The following is a 17428-nucleotide window of genomic DNA, read 5'->3' on the forward strand; positions in this document are numbered from 1 at the left end:
CTTTAGAGGATATTCGCGATCATGACCGATCTGACGACCGGCGCCCCAACGGGCGCCGCCCCCGAGCCTGCACCCGAAATCCTGACGGAGCGGCGCGGTGCTGTGGAGTGGGTGATCTTCAACCGTCCGCGCGCCCGCAACGCCATGACCCCCTGGATGGAAGACCGGCTGATCGAGATCTGCCGGGCGGTCGACGCCGATCCCACCGTGAAGGCGCTTGCCCTGACCGGCGCGGCCGGCGACAAGCCGGCCTTCATGGCCGGGGCCGATCTGTCCTGCCTGCAAAGCGTCTCCTCGCCCGAGGATTTCACCATCCTGGAGACTCGCGCCGAGGCGGCGGCGATGGCCCTGGAAGCGGTGCGCGTGCCGACGGTCGCCGTTCTCTCCGGCCCCTGCATCGGCGAGGGGGCGCTGCTGGCCTCCTGCTGCGACGTGCGCATCGCCTCGCCGTCAGTGCGCTTCGGCTTCCCCATCGCCCGCACGGTGGGGAACTGCCTGAGCGTCAAGAATCTGGCGAGGCTGTCGATGCTGCTCGGCACCGCGCGGACACGGGAGATGATCTTCAGCGCCCGCCTGCTGAGCGCTGCCGATCTGGCGGCAGCCGGGGCGGTGCGCACCGTCGTCGCCGGCGAGGACGAGCTGACCGCCCATGGGCAGCAGGTGGCGGAGGAACTGGCCGCGCTGGCCCCCCTGACCCTTTGGGCGACGCGCGAGGGGCTGCGCCGGCTGCGCGACAACGATTTGCCGCGCGGCATCGACGGCGACCTGCTGCGCCGCTGCTACCTGTCGGCCGACTATCAGGAAGGCATCGCCGCGTTCCTGGAAAAGCGCCCCCCGGTCTGGAGCGGGAGCTGAGTGCCGCGCGGATTTGAAAACTCAGCGTCGATCCCCCACTGGCATCGGGCCGTCGCCAGTCTCGGGCGACCGTGAGTAGCGTGCCGGCGAAACGCCCTGGAAGCGCGTGAAGGCGACGGTGAACGTGTTGGCCGAGCTGTAGCCGACACGCTCCGCAACCTCCTCGACCCCGAATTCGCTGTCGCGCAAAAGCTGTTTGGCCAGTGCCATGCGCCAGGAGAGCAGATATTCCATCGGTGCCACGCCGACGACCCGGTCGAAGCGGGCAAAGAAGGCGGATCTCGACATCCCCGCTTCGGCGGCGAGTTCCGCCACCGTCCAGCTGCGGCCCGGCTCGGCGTGCATCGCGCCCAACGCGTCGGCCAGCCGCGGATCCGCAAGCCCGCGCGCCAGGCCCGGTGCGCCATCCACGCTGCCGGCACAGCGGAACGCCTCTATCAGCAGCACCTCCAGCAACCGCTCCAGGACAAGGTCGCGGGCCGACCTGCGCGCCTGCGATTCGTCGCTGACAAGCTGCATCACCGTCAGAAGACGGGGTTCGCCCCGGACGATCACGGTGCGGGGCAGCAGGGGCACCAGAAGCGGGGCGTCGGGCGAATCGAAAACGCAGTGCCCGACCTGCATGCGCAGATCCGGAGACCCTTCCGCAAATCCGGCCCGGAATTGGCCCGCCCGGAATTGACCGGGCCCGATCTCCGCCGGCCTTTCGAACACACCGGGCGGCGGCGGCACCGGACTCTCGTTGATGAATTCCTGCATGGCCGGGACCATGACGAAATCCCCGGCTTCGAGCACCGTCAGGGTATGGCCGTTCACCATCACCCGGCATTTGCCTTCCAGGATCGCGCAATAGAACGGCTCGCCGGTGCCCTCGCGACGGATGCGCCAGGACCCGGCGCACTCCACGAATTTTGAAAACCGCGCGGCGGGTTTCAGGAGGCTGACGACTTCGGCAAGCGGATCGACGCGCAAATCAGGACCATCTGCGTAGAAATGAGGACGCCTAACCGTATACCGTCCTGCCCCCTCTGGCTAGCATACAGGCCGCACCCATGAAACGAGGCCTCGCATGTCCACCATCCTCATCACCGGCTGCTCATCCGGTTTCGGCCTTGAGACCGTCCGGCTCTTCCTCGACCGCGGCTGGACTGTCGTCGCGACAACGCGCAGCGGGCGCGCGGATATGCTGCCCGCGTCCGAGCGTCTGCGCGTCCTGCCGCTCGACATCACCGACCGGAGCAGCATCGATCAGCTGATCGGCGATGCCGGTCCAATCGACGTGCTGGTCAACAATGCCGGTTTCGGCGCACCCGTCCCGGTGGAGCTGACGAGCCCGGAAACGGCGAAATCCCTCTTCGAGACCAACACGCTCGGCACGCTGGCGATGCTCCAGGCCGCACTGCCGCAGTTCCGCGAACGCCGTGCGGGCGTGGTGATCAACGTCACCTCGGCCGCCCTCCTCAAGCCGCTGCCGCTGATCGGCGTCTATCGCGCGAGCAAGGCCGCGGTGGATGCGTTCACCGAATCCCTGGCGGTCGAACTGGAGCCCTTCGGCATCCGGGTGCATCTGGTGATGCCCGGCCGCTCGCCCGAAACGAAGTTCGGCGAAAGCGCGCGCCAGCATCTGCGCGGCCTCGACGACCCCGATTACCAGCCGCTGATCGAACGCATGCTGGCGGCAATGCGCAACGGCTCGGGTCCGGTGACCCATGCCGAGGATGTCGCGCAGGCGATCTGGCGCACCGCGACCGATCCGTCGGCACCGCTGCGCATCCCCGCAGGCGCCGATGCCGAAGCATGGATGGCCGAGGCCGGTTGAACTCCGGAACACCGCGAAACCGCGGGGGCTGCGCGGAACCGCCGCTTGACGGTCGGGGGCCGGGCTGTCCCGGGACGCTTGCAAGGCCGGAACGGCGATGGCTGAATCGGTGATCGGCCAATCGTGGGAGGAGATGCGGATGGACGGGGCGCAAGTCATGCCGGTGTCGCTGTCTCCGCCCACCGATCCGGCCATCCGCTGGGCCGGCCGCCTGCTCGCCATGGTGGGCGAGCTTCACAAGGTCGGGTACCAGCGCCTCAGGATCGCGCCCGGCATGGCCCCGTCCGGATGCCATTGGCGCTGCCACGTCACGCCGGCGGGCAATGTGGCCCCGAACGGATGGGAGCCGCTCGATTGGAGCCGGCAGGTCGCCAGCTACAGCACGGGCCAGAAGGACCGCTATTTCGGATGGGAGGATTCGGCGCAGGATTCCGCCCGCCATCTCGCCGCGAAGTTCGTCGAGCGGTTTCCCGAGATCGCCCGCGACGGCCAGGGTGCGGACTGGGCCTATGCCGGCTGGTATGTCGCCATGCTGGGGGAAGCGGAGCATGGGACCTTTCCGGTCTTCTTCGCCGATTACCCGGTCGAAATCGCCCGCGGCCGGCTGCCCCCGCCGCCTTGAGCGGCAGCCGAGCCGTCCGACGCGGCCGGTCACAGCGCGTCGGCAGCGGTTGCGGACCCGATGGCGACGGTCGCCGTCATGCCCGCCGCCAGTTCGACGCCGGGCGGCACCCGGTCGATGCGGATGCGCACCGGGATGCGCTGGGCGAGGCGGACCCAGCTGAAGGTCGGCTCGACATTCGGCAGGCCGAGGTGGCCGGGCGTTCCGTTGCTGTCCTCGATGCCCCGGCCGATGCTTTCGACATGGCCGGACAGCGGTTCGTCGAAGCCCATCAGCATGATCTGCGCCGGGCTGCCGACACGGATCCGCCGCAGCTTCGTTTCTTCGAAATAGCTGGTGATCCAGAAGCTGGTGGCGTCGAGGATGGCGATCTTCGTCACGCCGGCCGTGGCATAGTCGCCGGGCCGCAGCCGCAGATTGGTGACATACCCGTCGACCGGCGCCCGGATCGTCGCCCGTGCGAGGTTGAGCTTGGCGAGATCGAGCGCCGCCACTGCGCCGTCATAGGTCGCCGCCGCCTGTGCTGCGGCCCCGGCCGTCTGCTGCACATCCTCCTGCGAGATGACCTCGCGGAGCTGGCTTCGCCGCCGCGCCGCCGCCTGCCGGACAAGCATGTCCTGGCGCCGGGCTTCGGCCTCGGCCTGTGCGGACGCCACCGCGAGCGAAAACCGCCTGGGGTCGATCGCATAGAGGACATCGCCCCGATGCACATACTGGTTGTCGGAAACGGAGACGGCGCCCACGGTCCCGGAGACCTCCGGCGCGATCTGGACCACCTCCGCGCTCACCCGGGCATCCCGCGTCCACGGCGTCTGCTCGTGACGGTTCCACACCTGCAACGCCACGACAGCGGCAGCCGTACCGAAGCAAAGGGTCAGGGCATACCGCCCGAGCAGGGACAGCACAGCTTTCATTGGAATGTTCCGCTGGAGGGCAGAGCCTGCAAAAGCAGGCCGTAGAGGAGGGCGAAGGTGGCGAGTTCGACGAGCGGCCGGCTGGCGGTCAGGCGGAAGAGCCCCGCAGCCGCGAAGAGACGGACCAGCGCGACGGTGCCGGCGAGCGCCGCCAGGGCAAGCACCAAGAGACCGGGGAGGAAGACGCCCCCGAAATCGAGATCGAGGATCATCGGTCGTTCTCCCAAGTCACCGCACCGCCCGGACCGAGGGCGAACCGGAGGTCGATGAGCAGGTCGAGCAGCAGAGCACGGCCGGCAATCGGGCCATCAGCAATCGGAGAATCGGCGATCCGCGCCGTCAGCGCTTCGATGCGCCGGTGCAGTGCAGCGGCATCGGAAGGTCCCGCCCGGTATCCGGGGCCAAAGCGCAGGGCAATCGCCGTGAGAAGCTCGATCCCGTCCTTGACGATCCGGCTGCTGTCGCTGGCGCCGTCACTTGGGTCGAGATGTCGGATCGCCCGATGAAGCCGGCCGGCGGCGTGACCGACGCGCAGATGGTGCAGGGTGTCGTCGAGCACATCCGGGTGGGATGCCCCGGACAGCCGGAGCCTCGGCAGCAGCAGCGCCGTCCGGTCGATCATCAGGCTCGTCCAGAGCGCCTCGTCGGGTGCGCCGCCCAGGGCCCGCCGCCTGACATCCCGCCGGTTCAGCCGAAGCAGCCGGCCGATTGCCGCATCGACCAGGATGGTCTGGAACAGGCTCATGCTGACGACGGCAAATCCTGTCGCCGCGAACAGCGCGACGACGCTGTTGAGCGACCCGGCGAAGTCGCCGGCATAGCTGGCGCCCAGTCCCGACAGGATCGGGATCGTCAAAGTGATGCCGAGCGCCATGTAGGTCGTCGGCGGCCGGGCTTGCAGCGAGCCGGCGACCAGGAAGGCGGGCGCGAGTACCGCGGCGAGACCGGCGAAATCCGTCACGCGGGGCAGGATGGCGAAGCTGTAGACGAGACTGACCGCCACCCCGACGACCGAGCCGGTCATGTATTTGACGACATTCGGCGCCGGCGTGTCGACGTTGCCGAACAGGGCGCAGCAGACGCCCAGGATCGACACCGCCAGTCCGCCCTCCGGCCAAGCCGACCAGATCCAGAACGCGCAGCCGATGACGATGCCGGCGACCGCGCCCAGCGCGGTCCGGGCGGCCATCCAGGGGTCGCGGTGATAGACATAGCCTGTCGCGCGCCCGGCGCGGCGGTGCGATGCGGCGTCCGGCAGCATGGTGGTGGCAATGGCGGTCCGGGCGCTGCTCCGCCCAACGATCCGTCCGAGCCGGTCGCACTCGTGAAGCAGGCCGATCATCTCGGCGAGATGGCCGGCGAGGTTGGCCGCGAGCCTGTCGCCAGCCGTCGCGGCCTCCGCGGCAATGCGTGCCCGCAGCGTCCGGGCGCGGTCGATCAGCCGGACCGCGACGGCATCCCGCCCGGACGCGTCGGCGGCAGCGAGCCAACGCCCCGCCTCATCCAGCAGCGCGGCCAGTTCGTCGGCAAGTTCGTCGGGCAGACTGCGGTCTCCGCTGCGCAGCGCATGGATGCGGTCCCCGACCTCCGTCGCCAGCGGCAGCAGCCGTGCAAGCCGGTCATGGATCAGGTGCAGCGTCTCGCGGCTCGGCGTCACCGGGACCGGATCGTAGGGCAGGTGACCGGCCAGCCCTTGCAGGGCGAGAAGATCGCCCGCAAGCCGGTCGCGGTCGCGGCGGATCTCCGGCCCGGAGCTTCCGCGGAGCGCATCGCCCGCCAGCCGGCGGGCGTCCCGCAGCGTCGCCGACAGCTTGGCGGTGAACTGGCCGGTCATGCGTTTCGGCAGGACGAAGCGATGGACCAGGACGGCGCAGAGGATCCCGATGGAGATCTCCTGGACCCGCACCGACGCCGTATCGAAGATGGCGGCGGGATTGAACACACCGGGAAAGCCGATCAGGCTGGCGGTGTAGCCGGACAGAACGAAGGCATAGGCCCGCGCGGTGCGGTCGAGCAGCGAGAGAAAGAGGCACAGGCCGATCCAGCCGGCGAGGACCACGCTGCAGACAAGCGGATCGTTCACGAAACAGGGGATGATCGCCACGGTCGCCGCCGCACCGACAATCGTGCCGGCGAAACGGTAGACGCCGCGGCTGAGCGACGCGCCGGCCGAGGTCTGCGAAACGATGTAGACGGTGACGATGGCCCAGGAGGGCTTCGGCACCCCTGCGCGCAGCGCGATGTAATAGGCCAGCATCGCCGCGGCGAAGCTTTTCGCCGAGAAGAGCAGCGCGTCCGCATCCGTCCGCAGCAGCGCGATCCCGGTGGCCGTCAGGAGCCGGTTCGAAGGATGGTGGGTTCTCATGCCCCCGAGTATCGCCGCATTGCGCATCCAGATAAATTAGGTATCCTGTCAAAAAATCCCTTAATCATGCCAAAACCGACCATGCCGAATGCGATCTCCGGGTCACGGTCCGCCGTTTCCGTCTTCGATCCCGATCTTGCGGACCGGCCTGCCGTCGCACGCCTGCTCGACTTCGCGGACTACGAGGCGGAAGTGCCGGTGCATGTGCATCGGCGGGGACAGCTGATTCTGGCGCTGCATGGCGCCGTCACCTGCACCGCGGACGACGAGATCTGGATCGTGCCGCCCGATTGCGGCGTGTGGATTCCGGGCGGCATGCCGCACAGCGTCAGAACGACGGCGAATGCCCGGCTCAGCTACCTGTTCGTCGAGCCGGGAGCGGCAAACCTGCCCGAGGTCTGCTGCACCCTGTCGATCTCTCCCCTGGTGCGGGAGCTGGTCAACCGGCTGACCGGCGAGGTTCTGGACTATCTGCCGGACAGCCATGCCGCCCGGCTTGCACGGGTGACGCTGGACGAGCTGGCCGGGATGCCGCGCGAACACTTCAACCTGCCCATCTCCAACGATCCGAAGATCCGGACGATTGCCGACGCCCTGACGGTCGAACCGTCCGACCGCAGCACCTTGGGGGACTGGGCCAAGCGCGTCGCCATGAGCGAGAGGTCGCTGGCCCGCCTGATGCTCCGCGAGACCGGCCTGACCTTCGGACGCTGGCGGCAGCAGCTGCACCTTGTCGTGGCGCTTCGCGAACTGGCCGGCGGGGCCGCGGTGCAGACGGTGGCGGACACGCTCGGCTACGAGTCGGTCAACGCCTTCATCACGATGTTCAAGAAGGCCCTGGGAAGCACGCCGGCACAATATTTCACCCAGCGCAGGGCGAGGCTGTCGGCCTTGTCGCGATAGCTGAGCCGACGTGCAGGAGAGTGTGGAGTTCCCCGGCTGCCGCCTTACGGCCGGTTCACCTGCACGGCCAGCGCGACCGCCGCCTTGCCGGACAGCGGAACGTCAGCCGGCACCGCCACGGCCTCCGGTGCCAGGCCGCCTCCGCTCTGGCCGAGCCGCCCGGTCACCCGGAACGCCACCAGGACCGCCGCGATACCGAACAGCACCGATCCCGCCGCCTGTCCGATCAGCACCCCCGGCGCCCCGCCCAGCCAGCCGCCAACCGCAACGAACGGTATGGTCCCCAGCGTCGCCCTGCCCCAGTTGAACCCGGTCGCCAGCAGGGGAAAGCCCAGATTGTTGAAGGCGGCGTTGCCGACGAACAGGAAGCCGACGAACAAGAACCCACCGGCCACTGCGGTGCAGAACAGGCGGACCAGATCGGCCGACACGCCCTTGGCGGAAAAGGCGCTCACCACCAGATCGCGGGCAAGGAACAGGCCCAGCCAGACCGCCAGCACCCAGACGACCATCAGCACCAGGCTGGCCCGCAGGGTCGCGCGCACCCGGTCGGGGCGCCCGGCACCCAGATTCTGCGCCAGGATCGGGCCGACTGCGCCGGTCAGGGCGAAGATGGTGCCGAAGGCGACCGGAACCATGCGGTCGACGATGGCCGCCCCGGCGATGGCCGCATCGCCGAAACGCGCCATGCTGGTGGTGACATAGACGCCGGCGATCGGGGTGGCGAGATTGGTGAGGACCGCCGGACCGGCGATGCCGGCCAGGGTCCCGGCATCCGTCAGCAGACCGGTCCAGCCCGGGACGGCGAGCAGCCGGTGCACCCGCGCCACGCCGTGCCAGCCGACGGCGGCGAGCAGGCAGCGCGACAGCACGACCGTCACCGCGGCACCGGTCAGGTCCAGCCGCAGGCCGAAGATCAGGATCGGGTTCAGCGCCGCGGTGAACAGCGCCGCATAGAGCGTGACGGTCATGGCGCGGCGCGCGTCGCCCTGCGCCCGCAGCATCGCCGAACAGCCCATGCCGAGGCCGAGCAGCGGCAGGGTCGGCGACAGGATGGTCAGATAGCCGACGGCAAGATCCCTGGTGGCTCCCCTGGCGCCCAGCAGATCCATCGCCGGTCCCAGCAGCGGCAAGGTCAGCAGGCCGACCGCTGCAGCGACCAGCGCGGTGAGAATCAGGCTGGATCCCGCCAGCCTCGCCGCCTCTGCGCGCCGGCCGCCGCCGATGGCGCGTGCGACCAGCGCTCCGGCGCCGATCGACAGCCCGATGCACAGCGACGATTGCAGGAACAGGACGGTGCCGGCGAAGCCCACCGCCGCCGCCAGCTCGCGTTCGCCCAGCAGCGAAATGTAGAACAGGTTCAGCAGATCGACCGCGAACACCGCGATCAGCCCGACCGAGCCGGTGGCGGTCATCACCATCACATGGCGCATCGGCGAACCGGTGGTGAAGCGGCCTACGGCGGTTTCGGCCATTGCAGCGGTCTCCTCTTGGGCGGCCCTGGGATGGCGACCATCTGAGATGGCGGCCCCTGGGGTTAGAGGTTGGTCCGCCCCCTTTCCCATCAAGTCGTCCCTGGCCACACTCGTCCCTGGCCACACTGCCGCAAGCGGAGACCGCCGGCAAACCGCTTTGTCTACCGCAGCTGGGTGCGGAACAGCCTCCCCCGGCCCTCCAGCACATCCGTGACGCCGGCAAGGCGCAGGCTGTGCCACGCCAACGCATGGTTGCTCGAGGTGACCGGCTTGCCGGTGCGTGCCTCCAAGGCCTCGACCGCCTCGGCAACGCGCAGGCTGGTGCAGGAAACGAAGACGGCGTCCACCTCCGAGTGGGCGGCGGCCTGCGCCACCGCCGCGGCGATGGAGTCCGGGGCGATGCGGGCCGCGATGGTATCGTCGGGTTCGTCGAAGATCGCCAGCACCGGCACCTCGTAACCGGCCTTCACAAAGTAATCGCGCATCGCCTCGCCGACGCGGCGCTGGTATGGCGCGACCAGACCGATGCGCCGCGCGCCGAGGGAGCCGAGCGCGGCGTCCACCGCCTCCACCGGCGTGGTGGTGGCGATGCCCGGCCGCGCCTCGCGGATATGCTCGCGGACACGCTCCGGGCCGATCACCATGCTGCCCGACGTGCAGCCGAAGGCGACGACGTTCAACTCCAGCCCGGGCAGGATCAGCCGGGTCGTCGGTGCAATGTCCTGCTCCATCCGCGCCAGCGTTTCCGGCGCGATCTCCTTGTCGTTCCAAAGACGCGCGTTGTAGACGGCGATCCCCGGCTCTCCGAGCAGGAAGCGCCACTCATGCTCGATGGTCTGGTCGGTGGCGAGCACCAGAAGCCCGATGGCGGCGCGGGCGGCGAGGCCGCCATCGGTCGCGAAGGGAAGCACCAGGGTGGCGGCCGGAGAACCGGCGCCTTCCTCGGCGACGGTGACGTTGGTATCCATGTCGGGGATTCTCCCAGTATCGCGAAGGGGTGGCGCGGAGGAGTGGCGCGGACGCACCGGCACGGCTTTGACGCCGCCCGCGCACCTGTCAGTGGACGGCCTGCATGCCGTCGAGCGGGATGGCCGGGGTGCGGCCGGCGATCAGGTCGGCGGTGATGCGGGCCGACCCGCAGGACATGGTCCAGCCCATGTGGCCGTGTCCGGTGTTGAGGAACAGGTTGCGCTGGCGCCCGCGGCCGAAGATCGGCGTTCCCTCCGGCGTCATCGGCCGCAGACCGGCCCAATAGCTGGGCCGGCTGTAGTCGGCCGCGTCGGGGAACAGATCGCGCGCCGCCGCCAGCATGGCCTGGAAGTCGGCCGGGCTGTGGCGCTTGTCGTAGCCGGCGAAATCGGCGGTCGCGGTGATGCGCAGCCGGTCGCCCATCGGCGCGTAGGCGACGAGATTCTCCTCGTCCACCCCGCCGATGCGCGGCGTGTTGTTGCGCCCGGCCACCGGCACGGTGACCGAATAGCCCTTGATCGGATAGATCGGCAGCGACAGGCCGAGCGGCTTCGCCAGCGCCGCGCTCTGGCAGCCCATCGCCAGCACATAGGCGTCGGCGGTCAGCGTGCCCTTGTCGGTGACCAGCCCGGTCACCTCGCCGGCGGCGGTTTCGACGCCGCGGATCGTCGTGCCGTAGAGGAAGCGGACGCCCCGCTCCGCGCACCAGTCCGCGAGGTTGCGGGTGAACAGCCGGGCATCGCCGCTCTCGTCGGACGGGGCGTAGATGCCGCCGACGATGCGGTCCTTGGTGGCCGACAGCGCTGGGTCGATGGCGGCGGCGCGGTCGCGGTCGACCACCTCCAGCGGCAGGCCGTTGTCGGTCAGGATCCTCATCTTGGCGACACCGGCGTCGAAGGCCGCCGGGCTGCGGTAGAGGTAGAGCAGCCCGCCCTTGGCGCCGTCGAAGGCAACCCCGGTGTCTTCGACCACCTGATGCAGCATGTCCTGCGAATAGAGGCTGAGCCGCACCTTGCGGGCGGTGTTGACCGCCACCCGGTCCGACCGGCAGTTGCCGAGGAACTTCAGCGACCAGGACCACAGCGCCGGGTCCAGCCGCAACCGGAAGCGCAATGCCTGGTCGTTGCGCCACAGCGACTTCAGCAGGATCTTCGGCGCCTTCGGCGACGCCCAGGTGTAGGCGTGCCCCGGCGCCACCAGCCCCGCATTGGCGAAGCTGGTCTCGTCAGCGGCGCCGTCATGCCGCTCGACGACGGTGACTTCGTGCCCATCCTTGAGAAGGCAGTAGGCCGTCGTCACGCCGACGACCCCGCTGCCCATCACGATGACCTTCATAAACGCCTCCTTGGCATGAACGCCTCCCTGGCCTGAAAGCCCCCTGGCCAGAGCGGTCACAGCGCCGCGGTCACTTGGATTTCCACGGTGAATTGCGGGGCGGCGAGCCTGGCCTCGACGCAGGCGCGCACCGGCGTGTTGCCCGGCGCGACCCAGGCGTCCCACACCCCGTTCATCTCGGCGAAGCCGGCAATGTCGGCGAGCCAGATCGTGGCGGTCAGCAGCTTCGTTTTGTCGGTGCCGGCGGCGGCCAGCAGCTCGTCGATCCTGCCGAGGATGTCGGTGGTCTGCTCGGCCACCGGGGCGCCCGGCGCCCTGAGCGCCACCACGCCCGCCGTGTGGACCAGACCGCCGCAGACGACCGCCTGGCTCATGCGCGGGCCGACCTCGATACGCTGGATGCTCATGATTCTCTCCCCAAAAGCCGGCGGGCCGGGAGGCGGCACCGCCCTCCTTTCACACGATACGCAACTGTATACAGAATAGTCCACAGAATTTTTCCGATGCTGCATCGCCCAAAAATCGGGCCCGATCCCTGTGCAACTGCACAAATGTTCGCCCCATCAACAAAGTCGTTGACGCCCCCTTGCGGACGACGATACGCTTAAGTGTATACAGATTGTCATTCAGCTTAACATTCACCGGCAGGGAGATGTGCGATGGCGAGGATGAACGGCATGACGCGGCGCTCGGCGGGGGGCGCGCTGCTGGGCGCGGTGGCGCTGGCGATGCTGGGCAGCGGTGCGGCGCGGGCGCAGGACACGGTGACGCTCGGCGCGGTCCTGCCGCTGAGCGGGGCCAGCGCCACCATCGGCGAGGACCAGCGCCGCGGCATCGAACTGGCGGTGGAGAAGGTCAACGCCGACGGCGGCGTGCTCGGCCGCAAGCTGGCGGTGGCGGTCGAGGATTCCGGCGGCCGGGCGCAGAGCGCCATCGATGCGGCGCGCAAGCTGGTCTCGGTGTCGAAGACCCCGGTGGTGATCGGCGAATATTCCTCGGGCAACACCATCCCGGTCGGCCAGTATCTCCAGCGCGAGGGGATCGTCCACATCAACCCCGGCTCCTCCTCGCCGGCGATCAAAACCATCGGCGACCGCTCCTTCAGCACCATCGGGCTGGACGACGTCGCCGGGAAGTTCACCGCCCAGGCGGTCTACGGGATGGGCCACCGCAAGGCGGTCTTCCTCGCCCCCAACAACGCCTACGGCCAGGGCGTCTACAGCGAGACCAAGGCGGCCTTCGAGGCACTGGGCGGCCAGATCGTCGCCAACCTGCTCTTCACCGAGGGGCAGTCGAACTACCGGCGCGAATTGCAGCGCATCGCCGCCGCCAAACCCGACGTCATCATCTATTCCGGCTACGGCCAGGAGGCGGCGACGATCAACCGCGAGGCCTTCGAACTCGGCCTGTCGAAGACCCCCTGGTTCGGCATCTATCTGTCGATGTGCACCGCCGATTCCCGGCCGGAGACGGTCGAGGGCCAGATGGGCATGGAGGTCAACTATGTCGGCCCCGACGGCGCCTGGTACCGCGATGCCTACCGGAAGAAGTTCGGCAAGGAATTCGCCACCACCTTCAGCGGCTACACCTACGACGCCGTGATGATGGCCGCCGCCGCGATCAACAAGGCCGGCAGCACCGAACCCGCCAAAATCCGCGAGGCGCTGGCCGCGCTCGGCGACTATGCCGGCGCCACCGGACCCATCGCCTTCGACGCCCAGGGCCAGCGCAAGACCCAGCCCTACATCGTCGTCTCCTACAAAGGCGGCGAGCTGAAGACGGCCGCCAAGTAGGCGCCGCCGCTCCAGATCGGACCTCCCGCACGCGAAGGGTCCCCGGCCGCCCGGCCGGGGGCTCTGCCCCGCCCTACCGGAGACACGTCCCGTGATCCAGATATTGATCGACACCCTGATCCGGACGAGCGACCTCGCCCTGATCGCGCTCGGCCTCAACCTGTCCTACGGCGTCAGCCGTTTCCCCAACGTCGCCCATGTCGAGATGGCTCCGCTGGGCGCGGCGGTGGCGCTGGCGGTGGCCGCCCTGCTTCCCGGCGGCGGGCTGGTCGGCGCCGCCATCGCCGGGGCGCTCGCCGCCGGGCTGGCGGCGATGCTGCTGCACCGCTTCGCCTTCGAACGGCTCGCCGGCGTCGGTCCGGCCAGCGCGCTGATCGGCTCGCTCGCCATCGCCATGATGCTGCGCGCCGGCCTGCAGGCGGTCTTCGGCACACGGCCGCAGCAGTTCGACACGCCGCTGACCCCGCCGCACGACCTGTGGGGCGCCATTCTGTCCGATCTGCAGATCGCCGCCATCGCCATCACCGCCGTCTGCCTGATCGGCTTCTTCGCCATGCTGCGGCTGACGCCGCTCGGCCGCTCGATCCGCGCCATCGCCGCCAATCCGGCGCTGGCCACCGCGTCGGGCATCGACGCCCGCCGCGTCACGCTGGTCACCGTCTTCCTCGGCGGCACGCTGGCCGGCATCGGCGGCATCCTGCTGGCGCTGGTCACCCAGCTCGACATCGGCATGGGGCAGATGCTGCTGCTGCCGGTCTTCGCCGCCGCCATCGTCGGCGGGCTCGGCAGCCTGCCGGGCGCCGTGATCGGCGCCTTCGCCATCGCGCTCGCCGAGACGCTGGTGATGCGCATCGATTTCGGCCTGCTCGCCGCCGACGGGCCGCGCTACCTGCCGCTCGGCTACCTGACCGGCATCGGCTTCGCGCTCATCGTCGTGACCCTCGTATACCGCCCGGAAGGGCTGCTGAGCCGGGGAGGACGCCGTGCTTGAGTTCTGCCTGCATGTGCTGATCATGTCGGCGATCTTCGGGATCGCCGCGGTCAGCCTCAACCTCCAGGCCGGCACCGGCGGCCTGCTGAATTTCGGCCAGATCGCCCTGTTCGGCATCGGCGCCTATGCGGTCGCCATCCTGACCCGCGCCGGGCTGCCCTGGCCGGCCGCCCTGCTCGCCGGCATGGGCACGGCAGCACTGGGCGGCTTCGCCATCGGCCGTCTCGGCCGCGACCTCGCCGCCGAATATTGGGCGCTGGCGACGCTGGCGGTGGCCGAGCTGGTGCGGCTGGTCGCCCTCAACGAGGATTGGCTGACCGGCGGTCCCCAGGGCATCGGCGGCATCGGCGGACTGTTCCCCGGCCTCGACGGCGTGGCGCGCGCGCTTGCCACCCTGGCGCTGGCGGCGCTGCTGCTGCTCGGCACCGCGCTGGCGGCGCGGCGGCTTGGGCAAACCCAGTTCGGCCGCGTGCTGCGGCTGATGCGGGAGAATCCCGACCTCGCCACCGCGCTCGGCCACGACATCGTCGCCTGCAAGGTCAAGGTTCTGGCGATTGGCGGTGCGATGGCCGGGCTGGCCGGCGGGCTCTACACCCTCTACCTCGCCTTCATCGGGCCGGACCAGCTGCTGCCCTTCGAGACCTTCCTGATCTGGACGATGGTGGTTCTCGGCGGGCTGGGCAACGTGGCGGGGGCGGTGCTCGGCGCCCTGCTGGTCACCACGCTCTATGCCGGCATTCCCTTCCTGAAGGATGTCGTCGCCCTTCCGTCCGATCTGACCGGCAGCCTGCGCGTCTTCGCCATCGGCTCGATCGTGCTGGCCGTCCTGATGCTGAAACCCCAGGGGCTGGTCCCCGAACGGCTGCGGAGGTTCCATGCTCAGCGCCCATGACGTCACCCGCAGCTTCGGCGGGCTGACCGCGGTCAACCATGTCAGCCTGGAGATCGGGGCCCGCGAGATCGTCGGTCTGGTCGGCCCCAACGGCTCCGGCAAGACCACCCTGCTCAACCTGCTGAGCGGCTTCCTCGCCCCCACCAGCGGCGAGATCCGCTTCGACGGCACCGCTGTCCGCGCGCGGCGCGCTTGGCAGCCGAGCCGGCTCGGCCTGCGCCGCACCTTCCAGCTTCCCAAGCTGCCGGCCCGCATGTCGGTGCTGGAGGTGATGCTGGCCGGCGGACGGCTGCCCGCCGGCGCCTCGCCCTGGCGCTCACTGCTGACGCCGGGAGCGGTGCGGCGCGAAGAGGCGGCCTTCATCGGCAAGGCGATGGGACTGCTGGCAGAGGTCGACCTCGCCGGCCTTGCCGACCATCCGGCCGGCGGCCTGTCGGGCGGGCAGCAGAAGCTGCTCGGGCTGGCGGCGGCGCTGATGGACGACCCGGCGGTGCTGCTACTCGACGAGCCGACGGCCGGCGTCAACCCGTCGCTGCGCCGGCGCATGGCCGATCATCTGCGCCGCATCCGCGAGGGCGGCACCGCGCTGGTCATCGTCGAGCACGACATGGGCTTCATCGGCGACCTCTGCGACCGTTGCCTCGCGCTGGACAAGGGGGCGGTGATCGCCAACTGCCGCCCCGACGAACTGAGCGGCAACCAGCAGGTGGTCGAGGCCTATCTCGGCCGCCGCCGGCCCGGCGTCCCGCTGCGGGTCGTCGCCGGCGGTGCGGTTGGAGGGGCGGTCGACATCAGGACCAGTGGAGCCAGAGCATGACGCTTTCCGTGCACGAGGTGCGCGCCGGCTACGTGCCGGATGCCGACATCCTGAACAGCCTGTCCATCACAGTGCAGCCGGGGGAGATCGTCACCATCCTCGGCCCCAACGGATCGGGCAAATCGACCCTGCTGAAGACCGTCGTCGGCCAGCTCCGCCCGCGCGCCGGCCGGGTGGTCGCCGACGGCCGCGACCTCGCCGGCATCCCGGTGCACAGGCGGATCCGCGACTGCGGCGTCGCCTATGTGCCGCAGCTCGACAACATCTTCGGACCGCTGACCATCCGCGAGAATCTGGAGCTGGGCGGCCAGTTCGTCGCGCCGCCCGCGCGCAGGGCCCGGCTGGAACAGCTGCTGGAGCATTACCCGAATCTCGGCCGCAAGGCCGGGGCGCGGGCCGACAGCCTGTCGGGCGGCGAGCGGCAGATGCTGGCGCTGGCCCGCGCGCTGATGCCGGGGCCGCGCCACCTGCTGCTCGACGAGCCGTCGGCCGGCCTGTCGCCGCTGATGATGGACGAGCTGTTCGCCCACATCCGCCGCATCCGCGACCGCGAGGGTGTCTCGGTCCTGATGGTCGAGCAGAACGCGGCGGAATCGCTGGAGGTCTCCGACCGCGCCTATGTGCTGGTGATGGGTCGGGTCCACCGCGAGGGCACGGCACAGGAAATCCTGGAGGACGAAACCGTCGGCCAGCTCTATCTGGGAGCCGGACCGGTGCATTGACCCTCCCCGTCCCGCCGAATTGGTCGCAGTTGTGTATACTGGCCTGCATATTCCACCGGTGCTATGGTCCCGCGCGGCGCACTGCAACGGTGCGTCGCCGGACACTCCATCGCCGGAACCCGGCACCGGCATTCGGGTGTTGTCCCACCGGCACCGCAGGAAGCACATAGGACGATCATGGCGGGAACCCCGCGCAAGAAGACCATCAAGGCGGCGCCCGCGCCGCGCGCCGCCGACAGCGTCAACCGCGTCTATGCCGCGATCCAGCGCATGGCGGTGAATTTCGAATTCCGGCCGGAACAGCGGATCAACGAGGTGGAACTGGCCGCCACCCTTGGCGTCAGCCGGACGCCGGTGCGCGAGGCGCTGAACCGGCTGGTGATCGAAGGACTGATCACGCTGGTGCCCAACAAGGGCTTCTACTGCCGCCCCTTCGACGCCGAGCAGATCATCGGACTGTTCGAGGTGCGGGCGTCGCTGGAACGGCTGAGCGTCGAACTCGCCGCCGAGCGCGCCAGCGACGTCCGCATCGCCGAGCTGATGGATTTCTGGAACGGCGTGCGGGCGAGCCGCGCGGCGATGGACGCCGAGGAGCTGACCAGCCGCGACGAGGAGTTCCACATCCGCATCGCCGCGATGGGCGGCAATCCCGAGCTGGTCCGCATGCTGGAGAGCATCAATGCGCGGATCCGCTTCGTTCGCCGCATCGAGATCGAGAACCCGCAACGCCGCACCACCACCTTCGACGAGCATCTGGCAATTGCCGAGGCGCTGAAGGCGCGCGACCGCGGCCGCGCGGTGGCCTGCATGTCGGACCATATCGGCATCAGCGTGGCCGACGCGGTGTCTGCCATGAAGGAAGGACTTGCGCGCATCTACATGGGCCGCATGGCCAGCTGAACCGGCCCGGACAGCGGCAGGACCGCTGCGGCAACGCCGTCTCCGGAACCGGCTCC

General features: G+C 69.5%; 18 protein-coding genes. 10 read left to right on the plus strand and 8 right to left on the minus strand.

Annotated features, from left to right (window positions below):
* Positions 1-21: 21 nt before the first annotated feature.
* Positions 22-855 carry an enoyl-CoA hydratase gene (locus tag ABNQ38_RS30525; RefSeq protein ID WP_377811043.1) on the plus strand — a complete coding sequence of 278 codons (834 nt, stop codon included), beginning with the start codon at positions 22-24 and terminating at the stop codon, positions 853-855.
* 21 nt (positions 856-876) lie between these two features.
* Here ABNQ38_RS30525 and ABNQ38_RS30530 read toward each other — a convergent pair whose 3' ends face one another.
* Positions 877-1827, minus strand: a complete 951-nt coding sequence (locus ABNQ38_RS30530) for an AraC family transcriptional regulator (protein WP_377811044.1) — start codon at positions 1825-1827, stop codon at positions 877-879.
* 97 nt (positions 1828-1924) lie between these two features.
* Between ABNQ38_RS30530 and ABNQ38_RS30535 the strand changes: the two genes are divergently transcribed.
* Both ABNQ38_RS30535 and ABNQ38_RS30540 read left to right on the plus strand, forming a co-directional pair.
* Positions 1925-2674, plus strand: coding sequence for an SDR family oxidoreductase (locus ABNQ38_RS30535; protein WP_377811045.1), 750 nt, complete (start codon positions 1925-1927; stop codon positions 2672-2674).
* 97 nt (positions 2675-2771) lie between these two features.
* The gene (locus tag ABNQ38_RS30540; protein ID WP_377811046.1) at positions 2772-3296 is read left to right on the plus strand and encodes a hypothetical protein; all 525 of its coding nucleotides are present in this window, start codon (positions 2772-2774) and stop codon (positions 3294-3296) included.
* A gap of 29 nt (positions 3297-3325) precedes the next feature.
* On the opposite strand, the gene ABNQ38_RS30545 is transcribed toward ABNQ38_RS30540, so the two are convergent.
* Genes ABNQ38_RS30545 through ABNQ38_RS30555 form a run of 3 tightly spaced genes read right to left on the minus strand, consistent with a single transcriptional unit; the run spans position 3326 to position 6575 of the window.
* On the minus strand, positions 3326-4210 hold the full coding sequence (locus ABNQ38_RS30545) for an efflux RND transporter periplasmic adaptor subunit (protein WP_377811047.1): 885 nt from the start codon (positions 4208-4210) through the stop codon (positions 3326-3328).
* On the minus strand, positions 4207-4422 hold the full coding sequence (locus ABNQ38_RS30550) for a DUF1656 domain-containing protein (RefSeq protein WP_109046862.1): 216 nt from the start codon (positions 4420-4422) through the stop codon (positions 4207-4209). Before ABNQ38_RS30550 ends, ABNQ38_RS30545 begins: the two co-directional genes overlap by 4 nt.
* Positions 4419-6575 (minus strand): FUSC family protein, encoded by a 2157-nt coding sequence (locus tag ABNQ38_RS30555; RefSeq protein WP_377811048.1) that lies wholly within the window; start codon positions 6573-6575, stop codon positions 4419-4421. The genes ABNQ38_RS30550 and ABNQ38_RS30555 overlap by 4 nt, the downstream gene beginning before the upstream one ends.
* 66 nt (positions 6576-6641) lie before the next feature.
* Between ABNQ38_RS30555 and ABNQ38_RS30560 the strand changes: the two genes are divergently transcribed.
* Positions 6642-7478, plus strand: coding sequence for an AraC family transcriptional regulator (locus tag ABNQ38_RS30560; protein WP_377811049.1), 837 nt, complete (start codon positions 6642-6644; stop codon positions 7476-7478).
* A gap of 44 nt (positions 7479-7522) precedes the next feature.
* On the opposite strand, the gene ABNQ38_RS30565 is transcribed toward ABNQ38_RS30560, so the two are convergent.
* The 4 genes from ABNQ38_RS30565 to ABNQ38_RS30580 form a co-directional block, all read right to left on the minus strand.
* Complete coding sequence (locus ABNQ38_RS30565; RefSeq protein WP_377811050.1) at positions 7523-8953, minus strand: MATE family efflux transporter; 1431 nt, start codon at positions 8951-8953, stop codon at positions 7523-7525.
* A 161-nt stretch (positions 8954-9114) separates the two neighbouring features.
* Positions 9115-9921 (minus strand): Asp/Glu racemase, encoded by an 807-nt coding sequence (locus ABNQ38_RS30570; protein WP_377811051.1) that lies wholly within the window; start codon positions 9919-9921, stop codon positions 9115-9117.
* A gap of 88 nt (positions 9922-10009) precedes the next feature.
* On the minus strand, positions 10010-11257 hold the full coding sequence (locus ABNQ38_RS30575) for a D-amino acid dehydrogenase (protein WP_377811052.1): 1248 nt from the start codon (positions 11255-11257) through the stop codon (positions 10010-10012).
* A 56-nt stretch (positions 11258-11313) separates the two neighbouring features.
* Positions 11314-11664 carry a RidA family protein gene (locus tag ABNQ38_RS30580; protein ID WP_377811053.1) on the minus strand — a complete coding sequence of 117 codons (351 nt, stop codon included), beginning with the start codon at positions 11662-11664 and terminating at the stop codon, positions 11314-11316.
* 252 nt (positions 11665-11916) lie between these two features.
* Here ABNQ38_RS30580 and ABNQ38_RS30585 point away from each other — a divergent pair, with 252 nt between their 5' ends.
* From ABNQ38_RS30585 to ABNQ38_RS30610, 6 genes are all read left to right on the plus strand, one after another.
* A complete protein-coding gene (locus ABNQ38_RS30585; RefSeq protein WP_377811054.1) occupies positions 11917-13050 on the plus strand; it encodes an ABC transporter substrate-binding protein in 1134 nt (377 codons plus the stop codon).
* Between the two features lie 91 nt (positions 13051-13141).
* A complete protein-coding gene (locus tag ABNQ38_RS30590) occupies positions 13142-14041 on the plus strand; it encodes a branched-chain amino acid ABC transporter permease (protein WP_377811055.1) in 900 nt (299 codons plus the stop codon).
* Positions 14034-14933, plus strand: coding sequence for a branched-chain amino acid ABC transporter permease (locus ABNQ38_RS30595; RefSeq protein WP_377811056.1), 900 nt, complete (start codon positions 14034-14036; stop codon positions 14931-14933). Before ABNQ38_RS30590 ends, ABNQ38_RS30595 begins: the two co-directional genes overlap by 8 nt.
* A complete protein-coding gene (locus ABNQ38_RS30600; RefSeq protein WP_377811057.1) occupies positions 14917-15750 on the plus strand; it encodes an ABC transporter ATP-binding protein in 834 nt (277 codons plus the stop codon). The genes ABNQ38_RS30595 and ABNQ38_RS30600 overlap by 17 nt, the downstream gene beginning before the upstream one ends.
* Positions 15747-16472 carry an ABC transporter ATP-binding protein gene (locus ABNQ38_RS30605; protein ID WP_377811058.1) on the plus strand — a complete coding sequence of 242 codons (726 nt, stop codon included), beginning with the start codon at positions 15747-15749 and terminating at the stop codon, positions 16470-16472. Before ABNQ38_RS30600 ends, ABNQ38_RS30605 begins: the two co-directional genes overlap by 4 nt.
* A gap of 177 nt (positions 16473-16649) precedes the next feature.
* Entirely contained in the window at positions 16650-17372 is a 723-nt protein-coding gene (locus tag ABNQ38_RS30610; protein WP_377811059.1) for a GntR family transcriptional regulator, read from the plus strand.
* Positions 17373-17428: the final 56 nt, after the last annotated feature.

Origin of the sequence: Azospirillum sp. A29, assembly GCF_042604625.1 — a bacterium.
GTDB lineage: Bacteria > Pseudomonadota > Alphaproteobacteria > Azospirillales > Azospirillaceae > Azospirillum > Azospirillum palustre.

What these genes read in the sequence shown, in the direction of transcription:
- ABNQ38_RS30550 (WP_109046862.1), bottom strand. Translation starts at nt 4,422, where the DNA reads ATGATCCTCGATCTCGATTTCGGGGGCGTCTTCCTCCCCGGTCTCTTG.
- ABNQ38_RS30565 (WP_377811050.1), bottom strand. Translation starts at nt 8,953, where the DNA reads ATGGCCGAAACCGCCGTAGGCCGCTTCACCACCGGTTCGCCGATGCGC.
- ABNQ38_RS30535 (WP_377811045.1), top strand. Translation starts at nt 1,925, where the DNA reads ATGTCCACCATCCTCATCACCGGCTGCTCATCCGGTTTCGGCCTTGAG.
- ABNQ38_RS30545 (WP_377811047.1), bottom strand. Translation starts at nt 4,210, where the DNA reads ATGAAAGCTGTGCTGTCCCTGCTCGGGCGGTATGCCCTGACCCTTTGC.
- ABNQ38_RS30605 (WP_377811058.1), top strand. Translation starts at nt 15,747, where the DNA reads ATGACGCTTTCCGTGCACGAGGTGCGCGCCGGCTACGTGCCGGATGCC.
- ABNQ38_RS30600 (WP_377811057.1), top strand. Translation starts at nt 14,917, where the DNA reads ATGCTCAGCGCCCATGACGTCACCCGCAGCTTCGGCGGGCTGACCGCG.
- ABNQ38_RS30570 (WP_377811051.1), bottom strand. Translation starts at nt 9,921, where the DNA reads ATGGATACCAACGTCACCGTCGCCGAGGAAGGCGCCGGTTCTCCGGCC.
- ABNQ38_RS30585 (WP_377811054.1), top strand. Translation starts at nt 11,917, where the DNA reads ATGGCGAGGATGAACGGCATGACGCGGCGCTCGGCGGGGGGCGCGCTG.
- ABNQ38_RS30540 (WP_377811046.1), top strand. Translation starts at nt 2,772, where the DNA reads ATGGCTGAATCGGTGATCGGCCAATCGTGGGAGGAGATGCGGATGGAC.
- ABNQ38_RS30560 (WP_377811049.1), top strand. Translation starts at nt 6,642, where the DNA reads ATGCCAAAACCGACCATGCCGAATGCGATCTCCGGGTCACGGTCCGCC.
- ABNQ38_RS30555 (WP_377811048.1), bottom strand. Translation starts at nt 6,575, where the DNA reads ATGAGAACCCACCATCCTTCGAACCGGCTCCTGACGGCCACCGGGATC.
- ABNQ38_RS30525 (WP_377811043.1), top strand. Translation starts at nt 22, where the DNA reads ATGACCGATCTGACGACCGGCGCCCCAACGGGCGCCGCCCCCGAGCCT.
- ABNQ38_RS30580 (WP_377811053.1), bottom strand. Translation starts at nt 11,664, where the DNA reads ATGAGCATCCAGCGTATCGAGGTCGGCCCGCGCATGAGCCAGGCGGTC.
- ABNQ38_RS30610 (WP_377811059.1), top strand. Translation starts at nt 16,650, where the DNA reads ATGGCGGGAACCCCGCGCAAGAAGACCATCAAGGCGGCGCCCGCGCCG.
- ABNQ38_RS30575 (WP_377811052.1), bottom strand. Translation starts at nt 11,257, where the DNA reads ATGAAGGTCATCGTGATGGGCAGCGGGGTCGTCGGCGTGACGACGGCC.